A 24,652-nucleotide genomic window follows, 5' to 3' on the forward strand; every position below is an offset into this window, starting at 1 on the left:
GTCTGAAAACAGCAACCTTAAGGTTGTAGGCGTATAGTGTCTCACCCCCTTCCACCTTTCGAACGTGCACTTCCCATTGCATCTGGTGTATTGCTATTTGCTTTATTGGCATTGCTGTTTGTGTCTATTTCTGTGGTGTTGGTTGATGATGTGTTTGAAACACAACATATTAGTGCCAAAAAAGGGCAACTCACTCTTAGTGAATCGATGTTTTCGAATTACCATACGATTCCTTTAAAGGGAGAATGGGAGTTTCATTGGGGGGAAACATTAACACCCGAGAGCTATCACATATATCAAGAGCGATTGTATACGGCGGTACCTCACTCATGGGAAAAAAGCACCTATGGCGATCAGCCTATTCCACAATACGGTGTTGCCTCCTATGTATTGCATGTCAATCTGCCAGATTCTCCTGCTGAATACGGCATGTTGCTTCCACAAATAGGCAATAGCTATCGATTGTTTGTTGATAACCAAGAAATTGCATCTGCCGGAAAAGTGGGGGCGACTGCTGACACTTCTGAACCTGCCTATCGCGCGGGGGTGGTAACCTTTAAGGCGTCAACGCAAGCGCGTATTATTTTGCAAGTTGCGAACTTTGATTATTATTGGGGTGGTATTTGGCATAATATTCACTTTGGCAAACGCAGTGATATTGAGCGTAAAAATCTGTTTGGTGTACTTCGCTCTACCATCATTGTAAGTAGTTTCCTTATACTCGCTATTATAAACTTGATTCATTATTCGCTTCGCCCGTCGGTTTTATTACCGTTCGTGATTGCTCTTAGCTGTTTGTTGCTAGGCGGGAGAGAGTTAGAAGATAGCCAGCTGCTGGGAAGAATTGGCTACCACGATATTGATTGGCACACACATGCACGAGCGAGCTTTCTGACCTTTATACTGGCCACTGCGACGTTGACGGCTTCATTCCACTTAATGTTCAAAGACTCTTTCCAGCGCTGGGTAATGCTCGCTATTTATGCGTTCTGCACTTTCTTTGCCTTGCTCACTGTGTTTTTTGAGCCATTGTTTGCAAGCCAGTATATGTATATTTTTCAGTTTGGCGTACTAATCGGCATCGTTTACGTATTGGCCAGATTAATGGTGAATGTTAGAAAAAGGCAACGAGCAGCGGGCATATTATTGGTCGGAACACTCTTTTTATTTGTGCTGGTCGCGAATGATATCCTGTATAACCTGGGATGGGTGAAAACGGGGCATACCGTGAGTTTTGGCTTGCTCGCTTTCGTATTGTGTCAGTTGTATGTTACCTACACGAAATTTATTCACGCTACGGAAGAAAACCAAACCCTGTATACAGTGCTTGAGACCAGAAATCGGGCGCTTGAAGAGCTCAGCCAAAACCTTGAAGCGAAAGTAGAAAAGCGTACAGAGGAGCTTGCCAGCGCGAACAAGAAGTTGAAAAATTTGGCAAATCAAGACCCACTCACATCGTTACCAAATCGAAGAGGGTTGTTGCAGTATATCAATGAATTTATGTCTGGAAATTTATACACAGCCACACCGATGACACTGCTCGTACTCGATTTTGATAACTTCAAACAATTAAACGACGTGCACGGGCATGATGCTGGCGACAAGGTGCTTTTGATGGGAGCGCAGCTAATGCGCGCAGCGCTGAGAAAAAGCGACAGTATTGCCCGTTGGGGAGGAGAGGAGTTTTTAATCTTTCTTCCTGACACAACGCTTGAAGGCGCGAAAATCTTAGCAGATAAACTCAATCAGCTTGCACAAAATGAATTGAGCGAACGGATCAACATTCCTGTTACCGTAACGATTGGCATTGCTGAGTTTCGGCTAGGAGAAACCTTTGACGAGTGCTTCAAACGTGCTGATGATGCGCTGTATCAAGGTAAATCAGCAGGACGAAATACCGTTGTTTTGGCAAAAAGTGCACTGCGTTAACACTACACGTATTACGTTTGCTTATTCAGCCAACGCCAATTTACGGTGATAGTCGATTAGACGATGCATTTTTCCGCTTTTTATCAATTCGTCGATAATGCGGTTAATCTCTGGCATCAGCGGTGCGCAAGGGCTTTTTTGCGAAAGACTCAAGTGAATACCAAAGCGCTTGAGAGGAGTGTTATGAAGTGACAGCGTCTTATCTTGATTTAGGTGTGGTTGAGCTGCTTCTAACGGTGTAATGAGATAATCTACACGACCTAGCCTGAGCATTTCATACATCTGCGCGTGCTCCCGAACTTCTACCACATCTAATTGCGGACGGAGCGCGTCAAATGCTCGTCCCATTTCCATTCCCATTGGCATAACGCCTCTAAGGGGGATAAGGTCTTCAAGCGATTCGTATTTGAATGATGCGTTTTTTAACGCCAACACATGTACTGATTCGAAAGCAAAGGGGGCCGATATGAGCCACCGTTTTTCTCGCTCTTCGCTCCAGTAGTGCCCTGCTACCATATCAATATCGCCAGTTTCTAATAGGATTTCTAACCTTTTCCAAGGCATTTTGGGAATGCGAGTGACGGGAATATGTAATTCATGCGAGATAATATCGATCAAAGAGTGTGCCACACCTCTTACTTGAGGCCGAGGCGTGTAAGCTACGTAGGAATAAGGACGCCATTGTTCTGCCCCAGCAATAATTAGTTGAGAGCAGGTGTCTGCCTTAGCAGGCGAATGGGAAAAAAAGGCTAACAGCGAGAATAAAAAAAATAACTTCAAAATACTAAAGTACAGCGTAGAAGGTTAACTGCATCATAACGAATTTTAGGAGCAGATCAAATCTGCTCCTAATGGGTTGGCGAGATTTGAGGGCTAGCTTCGAATGCCAACCCCGATCACTACCCTTTAGCGTTAGTGCTCTCAAAGATTTTGTCAGCTGATGCTGCAACAAAGCCTTGATATAGTTCACCGCTAGGCGTATTAAAACGTTGAGCGAATTCATAGAAACAACTAGGAATCACTTTTTTCACGTCTTTGAATTGTACTTCGACTTTGTCGGCCATCGTGGAAGATTGTGCTAAATGCACTTCTTCACCACCTTTAATTTCACCGCCAGACGTATTCAGCACAAAGCCTGCATCTTTCAATTTCTGATTTACATCAGCCAACACTTGGAAGTGCTCCATATGGTTCACACTAACGGTAAAGTGGTTTGCTCTGAAGCCCCATGCGCTCATCCATGCTGCGTATTCAGATGCTGCAAGCAATGTTTCATACTCGTCACTTGTGACTTCCCAATGCGTACCCGAGTACAAGAAGTCACGGTGTTGTGCTGCATCGTCAGCAATGCTATCGACCATTTTGTGAATGATCGTTTGAACTTCATCAGAGAATTCTTCAACAAGTAACTCACTGATAAACACCTTCGGCTTGCTGGTGTCAGCGTGTTCGAAATGCTTTGCAGCAAGCTTTTTAGCTTCAAAGTTGTAGCTGCCTTTTTCCTCATAGCCCAGTGCCAAAAAGTGTGCAGCCAGCTTATCAAGGTTTACTTTTTCAATGTTAAACGTGCGAAACGCTACGTGGTCATTGATGATTTCGTCACCAGAATTGCTGCTTAAAAGCTCATGAACTTTTTCTGCTGACGGAGTAATAGAGATGTAATTCTGCCAAAGGTTGGCAAAAAGCGTGTCGATATTGGTATGCATACTGCCTCTCACTGCACAAACTTGTCGAAGTTGACAAGGTTTGTATTCGCTTACATAAAAACCGCGCGCGTATTATACAAAATACGCGCAAAAAGTGAACAAATATTATTCAGAAAAATCCAACCCTGGACTCAATTGCTCGGGCAGAATTGATGTGTCGAGTTCAACTGACGCAACTGGATACGCGCAGTAATCAGCTGCATAGTAGGCACTCGCTCTGTGGTTACCGCTATCCCCTATGCCACCAAATGGTGCCGCGCTGCTTGCGCCAGTAATAGGACGGTTCCAGTTAACGATTCCTGCACGAATACGCTTAAAGAAGTGATTGTACAGGTCTTCGCTGTCAGACAGTAACCCGGCTGACAAGCCGAAGCTGGTGTTATTTGCCATGCGAATAGCGTCATCAAAATCCGTATAGCGAATGATCTTAAGCAAAGGACCGAAGTGCTCTTCATCAGGCATGGTGTCAGCAATTGCAGTAACATCCAAAATGCCTGGTGTGACGAAGCCTGATTCAGTGTCAGTATGCGTGAGCTCTACTAGCGCTTCTGCACCCATGTCCAACAATTGCTTCTGAGCAGAGGCCATCATTGCCGCTGCGTTTTTAGAAATCATAGCGCCCATAAACGGCTGCTTTTCTGCGTCATATTGACCGACTTCAATACGCTTAGTGACATCAACAAGACGTTGAATCAGCGCATCGCCTTGGCTACCAGCTTCAATAAACAGACGTCTAGCACAGGTACAGCGCTGTCCTGAAGTGATAAATGCCGACTGAACAATATCGTGTACAGCAGCATCAATATTTTGAATATCTTTGACGATAAGCGGATTGTTACCCCCCATTTCCAACGCAAGAATTTTGCCGGGATGCCCTGCAAACTGCTCGTGAAGAATTTTTCCTGTACGCGAACTTCCTGTGAAGAATAAGCCATCTAAATCGGCATGAGAGGCAAGGGCTTTGCCGGTTTCCACTTCACCTTGAACTAGGTTTAGTACGCCTTTAGGAAGGCCGGCTTTTTCCCATAGTTGAACGGTTTTCTCTGCTACTAGCGGCGTTAAGTCGCTTGGCTTAAAGATGATGGTGTTGCCAGCTAATAATGCAGGTACAATGTGACCATTGGGTAAGTGACCTGGGAAGTTATAAGGGCCAAATACAGCCACCACACCATGCGCTTTGTGGCGAATGAATGCCTTGCCTACTGGCATTGGGTTTTCAACTAACCCAGTTCGTTCATGGTAGGCACGCTCTGAAATCGCAATTTTACCAATCATTGCGCCCACTTCAGTGGCCGTTTCCCATAACGGCTTGCCAGTTTCTTGAGCAATGGTTTCAGCCAGTGCTTGTTTATTTTCACCGAGCAATTCAGCGAAGCGCTTTACGATGGCTAAACGCGCATTGAATTCAAGATCACTCCAAGCAATAAATGCATCACGGGCTGCGCGTACAGCTTGATCAACTTGCTCAGACGAAGCTGAGTTTGCTTGCCAAATTACTGCTTTTTTAGCGGGGTCAACAGATTCAATCGGATGGCCATTGCCAGCAACCCAATTGCCACCTATAAAATGTGTATGCGTACTCAAGATATTAACTCCTGATATGTGAGGAAGCTGGGCATGCCCAGCTTCTTGTTCACTAAACTTTCTAAAAACGTGTTACTTGCTTTCTATTGCCAAGTGTAAACACATTAAACGACATGATTTACATGTTACTTAACTTTGCTGGCGAAAATCGAATCGGTTCGCCCTCTTTCACGTTTAATGCTTCAGCTGTTGACGAAGAGATAATTGCAATATGGGATTGCTCTTCTATCACAACAGGTGCAGCTGTAGCTCGGAAATTCTGTACTTCAGTGTTAATAATGTAATGGGTTTCACCTTGTAGTGCCATAGCATCATCAATGTGTACATTCATTTTCAAGCTAGCTTGTGCCGTGCGAATGTGTTGAAGATTAGCTTCGACCGTTGGGCCTGCATCAAAAATATCCACGTAGCCTCGGCTACAAAAGCCTTCTTGTTCTAAAAGCTGCAATGCTGGCTTCGTTTTTTCATGGACTTTGCCAATAACAGCTTGTGCTTCTTTACTCAGTAAACTGACATAAATTGGATATTTCGGCATAAGCTCAGCAATAAATACTTTATTACCAATACCCGTTAAATAATCTGCCGTTGGGAAATCCAGTGAGAAAAAGTGTTCTTCGAGCCATTTCCAAAATGGAGACTCGCCATTTTCGTCACTCACACCGCGCATTTCTGCAATGACGGTTTCTGCAAATCTTTCTTGATGTTCCATCATGAACAAGAAGCGAAACTTTGATAGCAGTTTGCCATTGGTGCCTTCACGGGCTTTTTCTTTTAGAAACAACGTACAGATTTCTGATACCCCAGTGTAATCGTTACACAGGGTGAGAATGTCGACGGTGTTGTGAATGTTAAGTTCACGGGATGCGTGTACAACCGTACCTAAATGGTAATGGTAAAACGCATCGTCCATACCAACTGTAGATTCAATACCGCTGGTGCCCACCACTTCTTTTGTCTCTGTATCTTCCATGACAAACAAGTAGCTCTCAGAACCAGGGGCAGTGACACTTGATTGGAAAGACGCTTCCGCAGAAGCAATCTTTCGTTTCAATAGGTCTTCATTGACAGGCAGTGAAGTGAAGCCGATGCCAGACTCCACTGCAATGGTATGAAGCGCAGAATAGTCACTAGAGCGGATTGGGCGAATGATCTTCATACTCGCTTACTCTCGTTATTTAGTGGCGATTAACCGTTTACGACTTTCTCTACTGCACGCTCAAAACGTGCTAAACCTTCTTTGATGTCTTCATCGGTAACCACAAGAGAAGGTGCGAAGCGTACAACGTTAGCGCCCGCGACTAGACACATCAATTTTTGTTCAGTTGCCGCAACTAGGAAGTCGCGCGCGCGGCCTTTGTACTCTTCTTTAAGGGCTGCGCCTAAAAGCAAACCTTTACCGCGAACCTCTTCAAATACATTGTACTTTTCGTTAATAGCTGCAAGGCCGTCACGGAATAGTTGTTCTTTATGTTTTACGCCGTCTAACACTTCTTTTGTGTTAACGATGTCGAAACAACGTTCTGCTACAGCACAGGCTAGCGGGTTACCGCCGTAAGTACTGCCGTGAGTGCCCGGTTTCAGGCTTTCAGCAATTTTCGCTGTAGTCAGCATTGCACCAATAGGGAAACCGCCGCCTAACGCTTTTGCTGTAGACAAAATGTCAGGAGCAACACCTAAACCCATATAAGCATATAGCTCACCTGTACGGCCAATACCTGACTGTACTTCGTCGAAAATAAGGAGTGCGTTGTATTGATCGCAAAGCTCGCGAACACCTTTAACGAACTCAGGTGTTGGGCTGATAATACCGCCTTCACCCTGTAGTGGCTCCATCATGACTGCACATGTTCTGTCAGACATGATCGCTTTTAGGCCTTCTAAGTCATTGTATTCAGCGTGATCAACCGCGCCTGGCTTAGGGCCGAAACCGTCTGAGTATGCAGTTTGACCACCAACAGTAACTGTAAAGAATGTGCGACCGTGGAAACCTTGCTTGAACGAAATAATTTGGTCTTTGTTCTCACCAAAATGATCAAGAGCATAGCGACGGGCAAGTTTTAGTGCCGCTTCGTTAGATTCTGCGCCTGAGTTGGCGAAATAAACACGATCAGCAAAGGTGGCATCTGTTAGTTTTTTCGCTAAACGAATAGCTGGCTCGTTTGTAAATACATTACTTAGGTGCCACAGTTTCTCGCCTTGCTCTTTAAGCGCAGCAACCAGTTCAGGATGGCAATGGCCAAGTGCGTTTACTGCAATACCGCCAGCTAGGTCGATGTATTCATCACCTTTTTGATCCCAAACGCGAGAGCCTTGGCCCTTCACAGGAATAAAAGCCGCAGGATTGTAATTGGGAACCATTACATCATTAAACATTTCGCGAGTAACTTGCATAGTTGCTACCTCAAAATCAGTCAAAATTTGTACATTTAAGGAGAAAGATTATCCCAGAATTCATTGCGAATGTCTTCTATTTGAGACGCGTGAAGCCTTTAATTTCAAGGGGTTCAAGTAAATTTGCAGTTAAAGTGAATAAGTATGTTTAATGTGAAAAATCCAGTAAACTGAGTAAATACGTGGATTAAGTCAGGGTTTATGCGCGAATAAAAATCATCTTATTTGCGCATAATGTATGCATGTTTATGTGAAAAAAAGTTGTAGAAAAGTTGTTAATTTGAGTGAAGTGAAGCGAAAAGTGCTCAACTTTCCTCCATTTTTAGATTCAGATGCTTCAAATCAATCGACTTTAGGGCTGCCAAAGAGCCGTCTGGAAATCTGAAGTGGCGCAAGTAACTTTTGGCTTCATCCATTGAAATCAGACGATGATTTTTTAACACGCGGTAATTTGTGTAAGCGCGAGCTTGGGTGAGCGTTTGCGCAAGTGGAGACATGTCTTTAAACGATATCTTCTTCGCAAACTCTTCCATAGCATTGGCAATAAATACACGTTCAAAGCCCATTCTTCGAATCAAAGCAAGGGTTAATGGATTACCATATTTTTCAATTAATGAAACTAAAAACGCACACGAAGGCTGAATTTTCGATAACGCGGCATGTTCTTCGCGTTTTTTATCGTTGTGGGCTTCGATTAAGGCTTCTTGCTGAACTTGGTCAAAGATTCTGAAGTACAAACGCATTAATACGATGTGTCCGATGTTGTGAAACAGTCCCAATGTAAACGCATGACCACCATCCACCTTATTATGCTCGGCAATTTTTTTACTGGAAATAGCTGTGCCTAATGCAAACTCCCAAATGCGACTTTTTATTTCAGGATAGGGATCGGTAATTTGAGGTATCCAGCGCCTAAATGCGAGCGAAGGTACGACCATTTTCAAGTTTTCGATACCGAAAAAGCCTAGGGCAACCCGCAATGTGTCAACCGTAATCGCCTTGCCCTTGGCATCAGTGCGTCGGTATTTAGGCATATTAACCATCCGCATCATGTCATCGTATAGCCAAGGCATACTGGCTGCGAGAGGTTCAATTTTAGAGATAGAGCTGGCTCTTACAGACAATGCATCAAGTAAAGGAGACAAATTTGCGTCGTAATTTAGTATCTTGGTGAAAATATGTTCCTGATCGCCAAGGGCCTCGGCAATGCGTTGAGAAATCGCTTCTTCAACCATATCGCGTATGCTGTTTACAAATGTTTGTTCAGATCGCTTATTCAATTCTTTGTCGCGTACGGCCTGTTTTTCAACGCGAAGAAGTTGTCGGTTATCTGATTGGGATACACTAGCAACGTCATCTTGTTGTTCATTGCTAAGTATTAAGGTTTGCGCCTCAGACAAACTGATAGTGAGCGTATCAGCCCGGTGCTGAATAATGTGTGAGAGAGGCTGCGTTAAAGGCATTAGGGTACTCGTTAATTGTTATAGTTTATTTATCGTTTAAAAAACGCAATTAAACAGGAATTCTCACAAAAATAACACGATAAAGAGGTATGACTTATTACCGCGTGACCTTAAGAAAGTTATTCAGTACTTCATAGCCATGTGAGGTGAGCAATGACTCTGGATGAAATTGTACGCCCATAACGGGCAGGGTTTGATGTTCAATTGCCATGATTTCTCTTACACCGTCTTCCTCACACCATGCCGTGACTGCAAATTCCTTTGGCAGCGAATTCTCGTTTAAAACTAATGAATGGTAACGCGTTGCAGTAAAAGGGTCGGGAATATCCTTAAACAACAGAGAGTGGTTGTGACGAATCTCAGACGTTTTGCCGTGTAATACCCGCTGTGCGCGAATGACGTCTGCACCGAATGTCTGCCCAATAGCCTGATAGCCTAAGCAGACACCTAAAATCGGTATTTTACCCGCGAAATGCCGAATTGCAGACAAGGTCACTCCCGCTTCATCAGGTGTGCATGGGCCAGGAGAAAATACTAAGTAATCTGGATCAAGCCCTTCAATGTCTTGGCAGGTAAGGGTGTTTCTTTTTACACATACATCTTGGCCCAGCTCAATAAAGTAGCGGGCCAAGTTGTGGGTAAAAGAATCAAAGTTATCAATCAATAACAGCATGTTGATAACATATCGTTACGGTTTTGGAATAAAACCAACAGCCTTATAAACATTGGATAATGTGACGCTCGCTTTTGCGCTTGCCTTTTCCGCTCCTGCTCGCATTACGCTGTCTAAGTACGCTTTGTCATCGCGAATAGCACGATATTTTTCCTGCATTGGCTCTAGAAAGCTAACAACCGCGTCAGCAACATCTGTTTTTAAATGACCGTACATTTTGTCTTCATATTCTGGAACCAACTCGTCAATGCTACGCCCCGTTGCGCATGAAAGAAGCGTTAGTAAATTAGAGACGCCCGGTTTTTCCTCACGATCAAAGTATATGCGCGCTTGCTCATCAGAGTCGGTAACGGCGCGTTTGATTTTCTTAGCGACTTTTTTCGGCTCTTCTAATAAGCCCACAAAATTATTTGGGTTATCGTCAGATTTTGACATCTTCTTGGTGGGATCTTGAAGGCTCATGATACGGGCACCAAACTCGGGAATAAAAGGATCGGGGATGGTGAACAGGTCGTTGCCATAAATATTGTTCATTCGAGTGGCAATATCACGGGTTAGCTCAAGGTGCTGTTTCTGGTCGTCGCCCACAGGTACTTGGTTCGCCTGATACAACAAGATATCTGCCGCCATCAATGTGGGGTATGCGAATAAGCCAACATTGATATTCGAGACATTTTTCGCAGACTTATCTTTGAATTGCGTCATGCGGTTTAGCTCACCCATTTGGGCGTAGCAATTGAGTATCCATGCTAATTGAGCGTGCTCTGGGACGTGAGATTGTACAAATAGGGTACTTTTCTCAGGATCAATACCGCACGCAATATAGAGTGCTAAACCATCTAAACAAGCTTCATAAAGCGCTTTAGGATCTTGTCTTACGGTAATGGCATGAAGATCAACCAGCATATATAAACAGTCGTGGTCATCTTGCATGTTAACCCATTGGCGAAGTGCTCCCATGTAGTTACCAATGGTGAGTTGTCCTGATGGCTGACAGCCACTTAATACAATGGGTTTAGTCATAATTATGTGTGTCCAATAATGCTTATGTATTGAGAATTAAATTTTCTGCGACGCTGCAAGTTCGTTGCGCATTTGCGTGATGACATCACGATAGTTTTGTTGTCCAAAAATCGCTGAGCCTGCTACAAACATGTCTGCGCCAGCTTCGGCAATGGCGCGAATATTATCGACTTTTACGCCACCGTCAATTTCTATTCGGATATCGCGGCCTGATTCTAAGATTTTTTGTTTAGTTTGACGAATTTTATCCAGCGTGGCTGGAATGAATGACTGTCCGCCAAAACCAGGATTCACTGACATGAGTAGCACATAGTCTAAATTATCTAGGGTGTAGTCTAGATAATGAAGGGGCGTAGCTGGATTAAGAACCAAGCCTGCTTTACATCCATTTTGCTTGATAAGCTGAATACTTCTGTCGATATGTTCTGACGCTTCTGGGTGAAAACTGATATAGCTAGCCCCTGCGTCTGCAAAGCGCTGAATGAGATCGTCAACGGGCTTTACCATTAAATGCACATCAATATCTGCTTTAATGCCATATTTACGTAATGACTCACAAATCATCGGGCCAAAGGTCAGATTAGGTACGTAATGGTTATCCATTACGTCAAAATGTATGACATCTGCGCCAGCACTCAGCACATTTTCAACTTCTTCTCCAAGGCGGGCGAAGTCAGCAGATAGAATTGATGGTGCGATTAAATAAGGTTGCATGGTCATCCTCTTTGTTGGCGAATGCTTTGCGCGTCCTAGCAAAGATCAAGTCTTAACGAAACGCAATCCGGCTATTGTAACAAAGTTGGGCATAATTGGTATGTGAAAGCGATGTTGGTTTTCCGAGTAAAATGCGAGTCAGTCGCGCCAAGCCGACAGCTTAACAAACGAATGTAGCGGTAAGTCTCGTTCATTTATCTGATGAACAACAACGTTAAGCTAGATAATTCGTGCATTCCTCACCAAAACGGTGAGGCTGCTCCAATTTAGTGCGTTCATGCTGCACCAATTCTGTCCAAGCGATAAAAGTAAACACACTTTTGAAATTAAAATAGTGATAAAAAACAATTTGTTAGATTAATTTTTTTATGGTTTTACCGCTTTGGTAAATATCGGCATCTGTTTTGCGTATTATTCGAACAATACGGCAAGTCGATCTAGCCATTGGAACACAATAATAACAACGCATATTGCACATAATAACAAAGCGATTCTAGGGAGAGTCATATGAAAAAATCGGTAAAACTTGGCTTAATCGGCCTTTCGTTTATTGCATGCTCAGGCTCGGTTATGGCTGAACTGAGTGCAAACATTGGCTACGTTTCACAGTACCACTTTCGTGGCATTGAACAAACCTCAAGTGGCTCGGCAAGCGCTGGACTAGACCTAGAAAATCAGGGATTTTACTTAGGTACGTGGGCGGCTGATGTAAAGGATGGATTAGAAGTGGATGTCTATGGGGGCTATGGTTTTGAGCTAGAGAATGGACTTTCTCTAGGAATAGGTGCCACTACTTATCAATATACTGGGGATTTTGATTCTGCCTACAATGAAGTGAACCTTTACGCGGGATTTGGCATGTTTAGCCTTGAATACTCTGTGGGTAAACAAGAAGATGACGCGGATTTAGGTATTACTGAAACCGATTATACCTTTCTTGCGTTGACGCTCGAGCATGAAGGGTTTTCTGCTACGGTGGGAAGTTGGGGGGATGAAACCGACGGCGAGTACTTTGAACTTGGTTATGCTACTGAAGTCGGTGGATTTGATGTGGGTATAGGAGTGCTATTTAGCGGCAGCGACTTAGACGATGATGAGTCGATGTTTTTGTCGATTAGTAAAACCTTTGATCTCTAAAGTGTGTATCTTAGCAAGAGAGTGCCTGCTCTCTTGCTGATTATTTGAAACTAGTAGCGCCCTACATGCTAGGTGTTTTAGCGTACTGATCTAAAATTGAATAGAAGATTTCTGCACAAAATTTTTGCAAAACTAGGTACAGATTGTAGATTAATGCCACAAAAATTACGTTAATCTGTACTTGTTGATTTTTCGTCCAGCTGTATAATCAACCATGTGTTCAACGTGGTGGATTGTTAAATGAACAGGGTATCAAAAGGATTGGTAACAACATGCTTTAGCGCATTTCTTGTGGCGGGAATTTATGCAATGGTTCCGACGTCACAAACATATCCGTTTTGTACGGCACACAATCCCGTTGAGTTTGATAAATCACTCCCTATTAGCCACCCGCATAATGTGTGTGCTCTGCAAACTGAGCACTCCGTAAGTTGGGTCTCTTGGATTTCTGGGTCTACTACCCAATCTGGCTTCCACTACCTAGACTTGCTTGAGCTGCTTACTCGTGGCGTAGAAGACGCATCTAAAAGAGGGTAGGCGTTTCTTAATACACGCAATAAGGCGTTACTATGTCTAATTTGGGTCGAGTATTAAAAAGTGTCGCTGCTAGCGCCTTTGGGGTTCAAAGCCAATCGAATTACGAACGTGATTTTAAAGATACTTCTGTAGTGCCTTATGTTGTCGTTGGCGTACTGTTTGTTGCGATATTTGTGATTGGTTTAGCATTATTGGTAAACTGGCTCGTCGCTTAGATTTTATTGTCTATTTTGGCTTGTTTCGCCTTTGTATACCGCAGACAAATGCACCACCGCTAACTGAGATAGTAAGCAGTTTAAAATCGAGAATGTGCGTTATGACCTCGATAAAGGGCGAATAGCTCGCTTACCTTTTTTCTGGTGTGTCCTTTTTGGCTGATGCTTCGGGTTACTTGCAATTCAGATATTTCAGCACCGTGGTAAAACTCCCTCGTATCAGGCGTATCATGGTTACTGACCAACACGGTAATGCCTCTTTTCTTTGCTGTAGATAAAGCGTGTTCGGCTAGCTCCCTTTGATCGTTTAGACCAAACAGATTCCCCGCATATTGGGTGAAATTGGCGGTTTTGCTGATAGGGGCATAAGGCGGATCGCAGTAAATGACATTGTTTGCTCGTGCGCGCGCAAACGTGCTCTTGTAGTTTTCACACGTAAACACTGCCCGTTGCGCTTTCTCCGCGAAATGATAAAGCTCAGCCTTAGGGAAATAGGGTGCTTTATAACGACCAAAGGGAACGTTAAATTCGCCAGACAAGTTATAGCGACATAGCCCATTGTAGCCATGACGATTCAAATATAGAAACAACAAAGAACGGTGATAGATATCTACCGTCTGATTAAACTCTTTGCGAAGCGCATAGTAGGCTTCAGGCGCATTATTCATTGCGTTGAAATAAGCCTGAGCATCATTTATGTATGTGTCGGGCGCGTCGCGTAAAACGGTATATAAATTGATAAGATCAGCATTTATATCGTTTAGAACGTATTTGGGGTAGTCAGTATTCAAAAACACTGATCCAGCACCCACAAAAGGCTCAAGAAGTTTATTCCCTTCAGGTAGGTGTGCTTTGATTTGCTCAATCAAGCTATATTTGCCGCCAGCCCATTTTAAAAAGGCGCGATGTTTATTTTTGTTCTTTCTCATGAAGGCGACAAAAGCTTCTCAATACCGACCAAAGCGTGAAATTGTAACGCTGACTCAGCATATTACCAAGCGAAAAAGCGATATTGTGGCGTAATTTGTCCTGAATGAAGCATTTATGGTTCAGGCTTTAATTGAGAAAAGCGTCTCTGTTCTACCAATAAGAAAGGCGTCCATTTGGACGCCTTATCCCCCGGAATTTATATTATTATTAGTAGAAAGATGCGATCTTGTCTTTTACGGCCATTACCGTTTTATAAGAGTTAGATACGCCTTGAACACCACATGGGTAGCCAGAACACGCATTCCAATCTGGATCTGAGAAGTAGTCTAGGCGTGTAGCACTACCAAATGCTTGTGGGTAAGCCATGATAGTCGAGAATACGTTGTTTACGCCGTGACCAATACCGTCAGTATATACGCCACCTGTAGAGCCTTGCTTTTGAGAGTGACCAAGGCCCATATTATGGCCTAGCTCATGAACAAATGTCGTTGATGCGCAGTCTACGGCTGTGATGCTGTACATCAATTCTTTAGAAGAGCTGTACATGGTACCGTTGTTACCTTGCCCTACATAGCCAATACCACAAACCGTGCCGTCAGGCATTCTGTCAGCAGTACCTAAGAATACCACCATGTCTGCTTTATAAGTACCTCGACGAGAGTTGATACCACTAGAGTTTTTTACTGCTTCTAAATAGCCTTCAGATGGAACCACTGAACTGCTGGTGTAAGAAGAAGATTGTGTACCTACTTCTCGTAGTTGCAATTCTGCGTAGTTGTTCGCATAAATGCGGTTTGAGTGGTCGATATAGTGATCGATTTTGCCCTGAATATCAGACGTAGCGCTTGCTGCGTTGTCAGAGTAAAGAATCATTACATCAATCACTGTATCGGCTGCTGTAGCTGAGAATGCAATAGCTGTTGTCAATGCAAGTGTGCTTAGTTTTAACACTTTTTTCATTTTATTTTCTCCTGTTTTTACTTCATTTTGGGGGATTAGTTGTCAGCAGGTTCCAAAAAGATGGGCTCTGCTTCAGCACTGTGTGAGTTATTGTTATCAGTGCCAGGGATGATTTCGACGTGGTTTGATTCGAGATCACTTCTGGAGGCAATCCATGCATAGTTGCCTACGCCCTCCATAGAATATGTGTCAGACTGCGTGCCTAAAGTGGCATATATTGCGTTGTCTGTTATGGTTATCACCGCGCTGTATAGACGCCCTGCGCCAGGAATTGCCGCTTCTACAGTACGGTTACCGTTTGGTCGAACGCGTACAGCATCTACTTCGCCAGTGTAGCTGCCGCCAATTTGAGGGATATAGAGATCAATAAAGTCTCCTGCTTCCAACGCAACCAGCTCTGCTCGGTCAATTTCCACATAGGCTTCATTTTTGAGGTCTTTAGTGGTGACGCCGAGCTCCTTCAGAACGCGCTCTGCTTCATCGGATTCCTGCCAGACAATAGAGTCTTTTTCAGTTACCGATGCGATTTCTTCGACCTTTTCAGAAGGTGAATCTTCTTTAAACATGTCCACTCCTGTAGAGAGCGGGTCTTCAGGGTTCGGACCGGGTATATAACGTAGTTCTTGCTTTTGGTGATTGTGTGTTTTGTGCTCAGGCTGTTGCGCAGTTTTAGCGGTATCGTCTTGCAAAAATGACCATGCTATTACACCTGCGAAAAAAGTAATAATTATTAAAATTAGGTACGTCTTATTCATTTACTTCCCACTACGTTTACTTGCTCAATGCTTATCTTAAATGCTTTACTTCTGATCGTTTATTATTCAGAGGGAAATGCAATTTAACCTATTTTTGTGGGATAGGCGAATAAATATTACCTATGGTTAATATTTTCTTTACAACTATCTTATTCCAATAAGGAATTGACTAAATGGTCAAGTTTATAGTTCAGTGGGAAAATATTCTGTAAAGCTGAATAAATATTGGGTTTGGTTATTGAAGCTGAGAGACTTTTTTCGCAAAAGGTGGGCTTTGTGTCATCGTGGCTGGCAGAGATTTTATTGCTTCTCTAGCCTCGATAATTGAAGAGAATTCCTGATTAAGTAACACAAGAAACCATAAGTTCCCATTTCGTTGTGTTGGGTAGATCCAAACCTTATCAATTAAATCATTGTCAATTAAATATTCGTGCAATAATTGTTCATTACTAATGCCAGATATTTGAACAATAAATGAGCTGCTTTTTAATTCTGGCATCAATTTCAAATCAGAATTTTTTAATTGTGGCAATGCATTAGCACGATTTTGTGGCGAAAGCAGAGTCGATGGAACCTCGTCGCCTAGTTGTTCAATTGATACCACATCCTCAACAGGATAATCATCGACTTGTTGGTTAATCGTGTCGTTGCTTACATCTGGTAGAGCTGGAGAGGCAATTTTATCCTGAGTTGAGGAAGGTGATGTAGTCGCTGTCGCGGACGCAGTCGGGGTCGAAGACGCGGTAATATTGTTGCTACCTTGGGAATCGGAACCGGCTTTTGTTATGTTTTCTACTGAAATCGGTGTGTCAGGCAACTTTATATGTGCAACCGCCTCTTCCCAACTTCTGACAAGCCCCTGATTTTCTTGATATTCTGCGGCTAAACGGGGCGTTTCTTTAGAGCTTACCTTTTCTAATGCTTGGTCGTTTAACCTTTCACCCTGTTGAGATTGAGATAAGGTCGGCATGTCTACAGTAGGTGATTGGGTCATCTCTTTTGTTGAATCAGGCTGAACCGTTGATAACGCCGCAAAAGAAGCGACGACAGGTACTGTCGATTCAGGTTTTAAAGCGCCACTATTGATCGCTGTACCAGCCGCCGCACTGGCCGTTGCACTGGCCGCCGCACTGGCCGTCGCACTAGCTGCCGCACTAGCCGTCGCACTGGCCGCCGCACTACCCGTTGAATCTGCTACTAATTCGGCTGCATCCGCTTCCAAATGTGTTGATGTACCTTCTTCGTCGTGCACCGTGTCATCTGCCTGCAATGTTTGGTGGTAGAACGCGATTAGAGCGTCCTTGTATAGCATTGCCAAGCCACCGCCAAATAGGCCAATAAAAAGAAATGAGAAGAGAACAATCACCCATATACGTTTCAGTGGGTTACCTGAGGTGACTGCGTCATTTGCCTGAGCTTTCCTTGCTTCTATACGCGCTTCAAATGCCTTGCGCTTTTCTGCAATCACAGCCTCTAACTCCGAAGCAGGAGCTTGCTTCACTACTGATTCAGAGCTAAGTAATAGAGGCTTATTTTTGTTGTTTGCGGGTAACCACGCTTTGGCTTCATCTGTCCACTGTGAATCTCCAAACAAAAGTACATTTAAATGTTTTTGTTTGTTGGCCATGCGACTTTGCAATACCAGTTCCCACAACTCTTGCAATACTGGCCGAGGCAAAAATTCCGCCTGACATACAATAATGAGCACGGGACCCTGCTGTTGTTCGATGGAGGATAGCAGCTCAAAAAGTGGACGAGATGTTCTGGCGCGATTAGGGCCGAGCAATTGAGTCGCAATTTGTTGTCGGTAATCTGCCTGGCTCATCCTCGCTTCTGCGTTGATGAAGGCAATTTCAGCATTGTCTGATTGACGAGATATAAAGGCTTGAAGCGATTGTTGTTGCTCACCTACAGAGTCACCGCTCACAAAAATTAATTGTGAGGAATAGGTAACTAAATGTTCAAGCCTTGATTGTAATTCTGACATTGTCAGCCACGCGATTACTCGTTATGTTAGCGACATTCACCAATTGCTTTATTGATTTCCGATTCATCAACTTCATCTGTTACAACTGCCGAGCCCAAGCTATTTGGAATAATGAAACGTATTTTTCCTGCCTGTACCTTTTTATCATGTTGCATATGCTGCATAAAGGTGTGCAATGACATATTTTTGGGTACGGTAACGGGCAATGAAAATGTTTCAAGCAATGCTTTTACGCGACAAACTTCTGACGCAGTAAGCCAACCTTTAGATTCCGCAATCAGCGAAGCAAGAAGCATACCTGTTGCCACTGCCTCACCATGTAGCCACGTGCCATAGCCCATTTCTGTCTCTATTGCGTGTCCGAAAGTATGGCCTAAATTTAGTAGAGCGCGAATGCCAGATTCCCTCTCGTCTTTGGCTACAATCTCGGCTTTAATCTCGCAGCAACGCGTTATTGCGTACTGTAGTGCTTCGGGAGACAATTGACGAAGTGCTTGATGGTTTGCTTCAAGCCACTCGAAAAAATCTTTGTCGTAAATGATGCCGTATTTAATCACCTCCGCCATACCTGCAGAGAACTCTCTTGCCGGTAAGGTTGATAGCGTATCGATATCAATGAAAACCGCGTTAGGCTGATAAAACGCGCCAATCATATTTTTACCTTTCGGATGATTAACGGCTGTTTTTCCACCTACCGAAGAATCTACTTGCGACAACAAGGTAGTGGGGACTTGAATAAAAGGAATGCCGCGTTGGTAACAGGCTGCTACAAACCCGCATAAATCACCTACCACACCGCCGCCTAAGGCTATCAACGTAGTGTCTCTTCCTGCGTGCATGTCAAGCAACTGGCTGATGACCAAATCGAAAGTGGCAAGAGTTTTAAATGCTTCCCCATCATTGATAGTAATAACTTGTGTGTCAAAAGACACAAGCGCATCTAATAGTGGTTTGATATAAAGAGGCGCGATGGTGTCGTTAGTCACCACAACCACTTTTGAAGTGGTAATAGCACCGCCGACATGACCGGGATTAGATAAGAGGCTAGAACCAATAGTGATGGGATAGCTACGCTCACCCAACTCTACGTTAACTGTTGACATGAGCGAAGTCTCTCCACACTAATTTTGGGGGTCGGATTAAAGTCCGATTTTACTGATTATTTGGTTTGCAACCGCCCGAGCGCTTTGCTCGTCGGTGTCAATAACATAATCTGCAACCTCTTCGTACAAAGGATTGCGGGTGTCTGCAAGTTCTCTCAATACCGCTTCAGGATCATCGTTCTGAAGAAGCGGGCGACGTTTATCACGCTGCGTACGAGCCACTTGTTTGTCGATGGTTGTTTGTAGATAAACCACGATACCTCTTGCAGATAGTCGATTACGAACAGCTTTATTGATCACTGAACCGCCACCAGTAGCAAGCACGATACCTTGTTTATCGGTCAATTCATGAATGACATCTTCTTCGCGTTTGCGGAAACCGTCTTCACCCTCAAGATCAAAAATCCAAGAAATATCTGCACCAGTACGGCGTTCGATTTCTTGATCAGAATCATAAAATTCTAGGTGAAGTTCGTCGGCTAGATGTCTACCGATTGTACTTTTGCCGGCACCCATTGGGCCAACAAGGAAAATATTACGTTTTTCAGCCATTTTTGCTTAATTCACAACTTTTTTAATTTAGGGTGAGCCACCCATTTCTCACAAATGCCAGACCTCGTCGAAATTTCGAGAGCGGGATTATCTCAGTTAATCGACGCGATATGCAAGTTTTGATCGCAGTCAATGCCAGCTTTGTCTAAAAATTAGGGAAGACTCAACGATTTAGGTGTTGAGATTCAATGACGTTTCCCCACAAAATCGTGGCGAAGTCGGCAGGTTATCATACTCATTTGAAAAAATGCTAGCGCAAGTTGCACGATTTTACGCCAGCTCCATTCAGGTAACACGCTATATAATGCGAAATATAGGTTAATGTGTCTCTGATCAGACCAGTGGTGCAGCATCGCTGGTGCACCAATCTCAATGTACTCATCTTATCTCTACTTTTACAAAGCTTCAGTTAATACTTTTGGTGTTACGAAGATAAGTAGCTCGCGCTTTTCACTGACTTCCTGACTTTTCTTAAACATTCGGCCTAAAATAGGCAAATCTCCAAGCAGCGGAACCTTGTTCACATCATCAGTGGACGTTTGTTGAAAAATGCCTCCTAATACGATGGTTTCGCCATTTTCGACCAGAACCTGTGTGCTAATTTCTTGCGTATCGATGGCTACCGCAGGGCCGGTTGAGGTTGAAACAGTTTCACCGCGGGTATCTTGAGTAACAACCAAATCCAAAATAATGCGGTTGTCAGGGGTAATATGTGGTGTAACTTTAAGGCTCAGTACCGCTTTTTTAAATTCTACCGATGTTGCACCGCTAGATGTGGCCTGTACATATGGAATTTCAGTCCCTTGTTCTATATAGGCTTCGCGCTGGTTGGCGACTGTGATGCGCGGGCTAGCGATAATTTCGCCTTTATTTTCCGTTTCTAGGGCAGATAACTCCAAGTCTAGAATTGTCCCGTCGACCAACCGTGCTATCTGGATGCCAATACTGCCTGCCGGATTCGTAACGGGTAAATTAACGTTAAGCCGATCATTTATTACGGGAATGTTGCCGCTGGCGATCGTGTTTGCGCCTTCAAGTGAGCCAGAGATACCATCGGTATCTTGTTGGTCACTGAATCCCCATCTCACACCAAGTTGCTCACCGTAGTTGTCTCTTACCGTTACCATACGAGATTCAATGAGTACTTGACGGATAGGAATATCTAGTTCGGTAATCACCTTACGGGCTTCTTCGATAGATTCGTAAGTGTCTTTAACCAACAGTGTATTTGTACGTTCATCCACTGTTACCGTGCCACGTGTAGTTAAAATGCTTGCGTCACCATTTTTTAGAATATTGGCCATTTCTGCGGCTTTGGCGTAATTGATCTGAATGCTTTGAGAGAGAAGCGGTGCTAAATCGGCTACCTGCTTCTGCGATTGCAGCGTTTGAGTTTCTCTGGCGGTCAACTCTTCACTGGGCGCGATCAAAAGAATGTTACCTTCTACTCGCTTATCTAGGCCTTTAATACGCAAAATCATGTCTAATGCTTGATCCCACGGCACATCGGTCAGGCTAATGGTAACGTTGCCGCTAACGGTGTCGGTGGTGACGAGGTTAAAGCCGTTCACCTGCGCAATAATTTGTAATACTTGGCGAACAGGGACGTCTTGAAAGTCGAGTGAGATAGGCTTTCCCTCGTACTCTTTAGCTTGGTTCTCGGCGTTTTCTTCAGAGGTTGCTGGCTTTTCTGACAATGAAACCACAAGGTGCTCATTGTTGCGCGCATGAGAGACAATGCTAGGTTGATTGACTTCAATAACAATACGGCTGCGATTGTTTTCTGCAAATGATTCAATGGTTTTAACCATCGTGCCAAATTCGGTGACATCAAGCTCTACGAGTTGATCTTCTCCTAACTTTACGTTTGGCAGAATAATTTCGATAATGGCGTCTTTGTTTTCTACATGTAACTGATACTTCTCGTTTGAGAAAAGAAACTGAACCTGAGCTTCATTTTCGGTTCGCGTAAAGTCGATATTCTCTAAGACAGAACCGTTTTGTAGATCAGCCATGTGCATTGGAGCGTTGCTCAGATCGACTTTTGACTGAGCCATACTCTCGTGCCCAAACACTGCAATAGCCAGCATACCAAGCAAGTACCAAACACGGTTGGTGCGGTTTAATTTTTTATTAAATATGTAACGTTCAGACATTGTCGTTTTCTCCTGCCTGGCTAGATTTGCTCAGCTTTGCCTGTTTAGGCTGCCAGCAACCCGCTCCATCCGGCACCATCTCTTTTATCGTTATTCCGTCTGCGGTAATCGACGTAATTTCTCCGAAAAATAAACCAATGCGGTCACCTACTTGTGCTTTGTGGAGTGAACCGTCATTCGCTGTAATGAGTACCCATGTTTGGTTATTTCGGTTGATGGTGCCTGATATAGACAGTGCATCTAATCCGTATTTTTCCAATGCATGGCGCTTACCAGCGAGGTTAGGTTGCTGGCAGTTAGGTTTTGATTCTTGCTTGCGCGCCGTGAGCGATTGCTTAGGACGCTGAAAGGGGCTTCTCATAGACGTCGCGCTGTAGTCGAAAGCCGGTTGCGTTTCAAACGTCGGTAATGGCTCTATGCTCACAGATGTCGACGCTTTGACCTCTGCTGTAAAGCGTTGTAAATCTGAAATGTCGGGTTGACATGCAACTAAGCACGATGTCAGTAAAACAAGTACAGCACTGCGGCGTTTCATGGCTGCGCCCCCTTCTGGTCTGCACTTGTGGCGGTTCGATACGTTTTAGCTTGTAACTTCAACGATAAAGCATCGTTTTCGCGCTGGATTTCAAAATCATGCAGAGTCACGATACGTGGCAGGGCTGCAATACTTGAGACAAATTCACCAAATTCGTGGTAATCGCCACTCACATCCATTTGGATGGGGAGTTCGGTGTAAAATTCTTTGGGAATTTCTTTTTGCCAGTTAATTAACTTAAATGTCAATCCTGCGGTGGTTCCAACAAAGGTAATATCATCTAACAGCCCTGGGGTTTCGTTACTCGTGGGCAACGATTTGAGCATTGAGGAGAATTGATCTTGCAACTGGGCGAGTTGCGCTTCATATGCTTCAAGGTTGACCGCAATGGCGTATTTAGCACGAAACGTTTGCTTCAATTCATTTTCTTTATTTTGAGAGCGTTCGAGTTGAGGTAGTTTATCTTTTACTACAACGTAATAACCTAGAACTAAAACGAGTATTGATGTCACTAATGCAACCACTACTTTGACTTCAAAGGGCCAAATAGCCACTTGCTCAAAGTCTAAATCATTCATTTCTTTGAGTTTATTAACGTCGAATTTCATTTGGCTTTTTCGCTTTCAATGGGGGTAAATTCAGGCGCCACACTTGGGCTGATATTGAATGTGATTTTGAAATCACTAACGGCGTCTGAGGCGCTTGTATCTGCGACGATTGATGACAACTCTTCATTAATAAACACCGGAGATTGCTGAATATTCCGCATAAAGTCAGACAAGCGATTGTTTGATTCACTCGTACCTTCAAGTTCTATTCTGTTACCTTTTCGGCTTAATGAGCGGAAAGAAACACCCGGCGGTACAATCTTTGCCAACTCGTCAAATACTTTAGGTGCAACATTGCGGCTTGCCTGAAGTTGCTCTATCAGTGCCATACGTTGCTCAATGGCATCTTTCTTCTCACGAATATCACGTATTTGCTCTATTTGCTTATCGAGGACCAGAATTTCTCGGCTCAAATAAGCATTACGCTCTTCTTGGTTGATGATGAGCGTGTCAATGATTTCACTCACAGCAAACATTAAGCCGAAAGAGGATAGGGCCACTAAGCCTAAAATAAGCAAATAGTGTTGTTTCTGTCTCGCCCGAAGTTGCTCACGCCACGACAGTAAATTTATATGTGACATGGGTTAAAACTCCTGCTCGCAAGACCGACGGCTACCGCGAATTCTGTTCCATTGGCAGCAAGTGTGGTGTTAATGGTGTCGGCTTTGTCCATATTGGAAAATGGGTCAAATACAACGATTTCAACTGCAAGATCATGTGCCAATTCTTCTGCCAAGCCGTTTAACTTCGCACCGCCACCGGTGAGAACAATTTTTTCTGGTCGGGGAGCGTGTGTTGCGGAAATGTATAACTGCATCGCGCGGGAAATTTGTTGCTGCAAGTTAGCTAAAAAAACTGGGTAGGTTGTGTCTCGCCACGTTTCGGGCAATGCATCTGATAACAGTTGTTTTTCTACGTCATTTCTTTCAATCGAGAAGCCAACGCTAAGATCATCCATCAGAGCATCGAAACCAAAGCTGTGCTCTTTGGCATAGACCACTCTCTCTTTATCTCGCACACACACTTGAAGCATAGAAGCACCTAGGTTTATGCACACCAAATGGTGATCAGACGATGTAGTATAAAAATGTGATAGCGCATTGCTTAACGCGTAGGTTTCGATATCGACGATTTTCGGGTCAAACTCGACTTCACGAAGAAGGGTAATGCGCCCGTCTACCATATCTCTGTGGGCGGCGCTAAGCAGCACGTCTACTTGTCCCGGATGTGTGCGGCTTTGGCCTAATTCTTCAAAGTCTAAATACACCTCTTCAAGTGGATATGGGATAAGTGAATCGGCTTCGATTTCTATTTGACCTTCTAACTCGTGGTCAGTGAGCCCCGGTTCCATTTGAATAATTTTTGAGATAACAGAGCCGCCGGCAATGGCTGTTGCGACGGTTTTAGTTTTAGTCTTTAAGGCTAATACCACTTTTTTAAGTGCGTTACTGACTGCATCAAAGTCTTTAATCTCGCGCTCAGCAAATGCATTTCCAGCTATCGCCTCTTTAGCAATACCTGATAAGGTGACAGCCTCACCTTGTTTCTCAAGCAGCACCGCTTTAACATAGCGTGTACCTATGTCCAAACCGATGTATTGCTGTGTTTTAGGGCGTAATAGTTTACTTAGCACAGTTTTCACTAAACCTTTAATTCCTATCGTTAAAATTCATTATTACGTATTTTTTTAACGA

The 24,652-nt window shown here is 43.8% G+C and carries 24 protein-coding genes; 4 read left to right on the plus strand and 20 right to left on the minus strand.

Annotation, left to right across the window (positions count from 1 at the left end):
• Positions 1–36 precede the first annotated feature (36 nt).
• A complete protein-coding gene (locus tag OE749_RS06590) occupies positions 37–1,929 on the plus strand; it encodes a diguanylate cyclase domain-containing protein (protein WP_263711594.1) in 1,893 nt (630 codons plus the stop codon).
• Between the two features lie 21 nt (positions 1,930–1,950).
• On the opposite strand, the gene OE749_RS06595 is transcribed toward OE749_RS06590, so the two are convergent.
• From OE749_RS06595 to rpe, 9 genes are all read right to left on the minus strand, one after another.
• Complete coding sequence (locus tag OE749_RS06595; protein WP_263711596.1) at positions 1,951–2,709, minus strand: substrate-binding periplasmic protein; 759 nt, start codon at positions 2,707–2,709, stop codon at positions 1,951–1,953.
• A gap of 119 nt (positions 2,710–2,828) precedes the next feature.
• Positions 2,829–3,635, minus strand: a complete 807-nt coding sequence (locus OE749_RS06600) for a DUF1338 domain-containing protein (protein WP_263711598.1) — start codon at positions 3,633–3,635, stop codon at positions 2,829–2,831.
• Between the two features lie 105 nt (positions 3,636–3,740).
• Positions 3,741–5,219, minus strand: coding sequence for a succinylglutamate-semialdehyde dehydrogenase (gene astD / locus OE749_RS06605; RefSeq protein WP_263711600.1), 1,479 nt, complete (start codon positions 5,217–5,219; stop codon positions 3,741–3,743).
• A 118-nt stretch (positions 5,220–5,337) separates the two neighbouring features.
• Entirely contained in the window at positions 5,338–6,375 is a 1,038-nt protein-coding gene (astA, locus tag OE749_RS06610; RefSeq protein WP_263711601.1) for an arginine N-succinyltransferase, read from the minus strand.
• Positions 6,376–6,404: 29 nt separating this feature from the next.
• Positions 6,405–7,610 carry an aspartate aminotransferase family protein gene (locus OE749_RS06615; protein ID WP_263711602.1) on the minus strand — a complete coding sequence of 402 codons (1,206 nt, stop codon included), beginning with the start codon at positions 7,608–7,610 and terminating at the stop codon, positions 6,405–6,407.
• 305 nt (positions 7,611–7,915) lie between these two features.
• A complete protein-coding gene (locus tag OE749_RS06620) occupies positions 7,916–9,073 on the minus strand; it encodes an HDOD domain-containing protein (protein ID WP_263711603.1) in 1,158 nt (385 codons plus the stop codon).
• A 97-nt stretch (positions 9,074–9,170) separates the two neighbouring features.
• Entirely contained in the window at positions 9,171–9,746 is a 576-nt protein-coding gene (locus OE749_RS06625; RefSeq protein WP_263711604.1) for an anthranilate synthase component II, read from the minus strand.
• Positions 9,747–9,761: 15 nt separating this feature from the next.
• Positions 9,762–10,769, minus strand: coding sequence for a tryptophan--tRNA ligase (trpS, locus tag OE749_RS06630; protein ID WP_263711605.1), 1,008 nt, complete (start codon positions 10,767–10,769; stop codon positions 9,762–9,764).
• A 36-nt stretch (positions 10,770–10,805) separates the two neighbouring features.
• The gene (gene rpe, locus OE749_RS06635; protein ID WP_263711607.1) at positions 10,806–11,483 is read right to left on the minus strand and encodes a ribulose-phosphate 3-epimerase; all 678 of its coding nucleotides are present in this window, start codon (positions 11,481–11,483) and stop codon (positions 10,806–10,808) included.
• Positions 11,484–11,990: 507 nt separating this feature from the next.
• On the opposite strand from rpe, the gene OE749_RS06640 reads away from it, so the two are divergent.
• From OE749_RS06640 to OE749_RS06650, 3 genes are all read left to right on the plus strand, one after another.
• Positions 11,991–12,620: a TorF family putative porin gene (locus OE749_RS06640; protein ID WP_263711608.1), complete on the plus strand. Its 630-nt coding sequence runs from the start codon at positions 11,991–11,993 to the stop codon at positions 12,618–12,620.
• Positions 12,621–12,860: 240 nt separating this feature from the next.
• Positions 12,861–13,157 carry a hypothetical protein gene (locus OE749_RS06645; protein ID WP_263711610.1) on the plus strand — a complete coding sequence of 99 codons (297 nt, stop codon included), beginning with the start codon at positions 12,861–12,863 and terminating at the stop codon, positions 13,155–13,157.
• Between the two features lie 32 nt (positions 13,158–13,189).
• Complete coding sequence (locus OE749_RS06650) at positions 13,190–13,372, plus strand: DUF2970 domain-containing protein (protein ID WP_263711611.1); 183 nt, start codon at positions 13,190–13,192, stop codon at positions 13,370–13,372.
• A gap of 80 nt (positions 13,373–13,452) precedes the next feature.
• Here OE749_RS06650 and OE749_RS06655 read toward each other — a convergent pair whose 3' ends face one another.
• The 11 genes from OE749_RS06655 to pilM all read right to left on the minus strand — a co-directional run bounded on the left by OE749_RS06655 (position 13,453) and on the right by pilM (position 24,591).
• Positions 13,453–14,301: a Dam family site-specific DNA-(adenine-N6)-methyltransferase gene (locus OE749_RS06655; protein ID WP_263711613.1), complete on the minus strand. Its 849-nt coding sequence runs from the start codon at positions 14,299–14,301 to the stop codon at positions 13,453–13,455.
• Positions 14,302–14,509: 208 nt separating this feature from the next.
• On the minus strand, positions 14,510–15,262 hold the full coding sequence (locus tag OE749_RS06660) for a zinc-dependent metalloprotease family protein (RefSeq protein ID WP_263711614.1): 753 nt from the start codon (positions 15,260–15,262) through the stop codon (positions 14,510–14,512).
• Positions 15,263–15,297: 35 nt separating this feature from the next.
• Positions 15,298–16,017, minus strand: a complete 720-nt coding sequence (locus OE749_RS06665) for a hypothetical protein (RefSeq protein WP_263711615.1) — start codon at positions 16,015–16,017, stop codon at positions 15,298–15,300.
• Positions 16,018–16,252: 235 nt separating this feature from the next.
• Positions 16,253–18,004 carry an SPOR domain-containing protein gene (locus OE749_RS06670; protein WP_263711617.1) on the minus strand — a complete coding sequence of 584 codons (1,752 nt, stop codon included), beginning with the start codon at positions 18,002–18,004 and terminating at the stop codon, positions 16,253–16,255.
• Between the two features lie 26 nt (positions 18,005–18,030).
• Positions 18,031–19,107: a 3-dehydroquinate synthase gene (gene aroB, locus OE749_RS06675; RefSeq protein ID WP_263711618.1), complete on the minus strand. Its 1,077-nt coding sequence runs from the start codon at positions 19,105–19,107 to the stop codon at positions 18,031–18,033.
• A gap of 36 nt (positions 19,108–19,143) precedes the next feature.
• Positions 19,144–19,659, minus strand: coding sequence for a shikimate kinase AroK (gene aroK / locus OE749_RS06680; RefSeq protein WP_263711619.1), 516 nt, complete (start codon positions 19,657–19,659; stop codon positions 19,144–19,146).
• Positions 19,660–20,054: 395 nt separating this feature from the next.
• The gene (locus tag OE749_RS06685; protein WP_263711620.1) at positions 20,055–21,815 is read right to left on the minus strand and encodes a type IV pilus secretin PilQ; all 1,761 of its coding nucleotides are present in this window, start codon (positions 21,813–21,815) and stop codon (positions 20,055–20,057) included.
• Positions 21,808–22,350, minus strand: a complete 543-nt coding sequence (locus OE749_RS06690; protein ID WP_263711621.1) for a pilus assembly protein PilP — start codon at positions 22,348–22,350, stop codon at positions 21,808–21,810. The genes OE749_RS06685 and OE749_RS06690 overlap by 8 nt, the downstream gene beginning before the upstream one ends.
• On the minus strand, positions 22,347–22,958 hold the full coding sequence (gene pilO / locus OE749_RS06695; RefSeq protein ID WP_263711622.1) for a type IV pilus inner membrane component PilO: 612 nt from the start codon (positions 22,956–22,958) through the stop codon (positions 22,347–22,349). Before pilO ends, OE749_RS06690 begins: the two co-directional genes overlap by 4 nt.
• The gene (locus OE749_RS06700; RefSeq protein ID WP_263711623.1) at positions 22,955–23,539 is read right to left on the minus strand and encodes a PilN domain-containing protein; all 585 of its coding nucleotides are present in this window, start codon (positions 23,537–23,539) and stop codon (positions 22,955–22,957) included. Before OE749_RS06700 ends, pilO begins: the two co-directional genes overlap by 4 nt.
• Entirely contained in the window at positions 23,527–24,591 is a 1,065-nt protein-coding gene (gene pilM / locus OE749_RS06705; RefSeq protein ID WP_263712003.1) for a type IV pilus biogenesis protein PilM, read from the minus strand. The genes OE749_RS06700 and pilM overlap by 13 nt, the downstream gene beginning before the upstream one ends.
• Positions 24,592–24,652 lie beyond the last annotated feature (61 nt).

Source organism: Fluctibacter corallii (assembly GCF_025751585.1).
In the GTDB taxonomy this organism is placed as follows: domain Bacteria; phylum Pseudomonadota; class Gammaproteobacteria; order Enterobacterales; family Alteromonadaceae; genus Fluctibacter_A; species Fluctibacter_A corallii.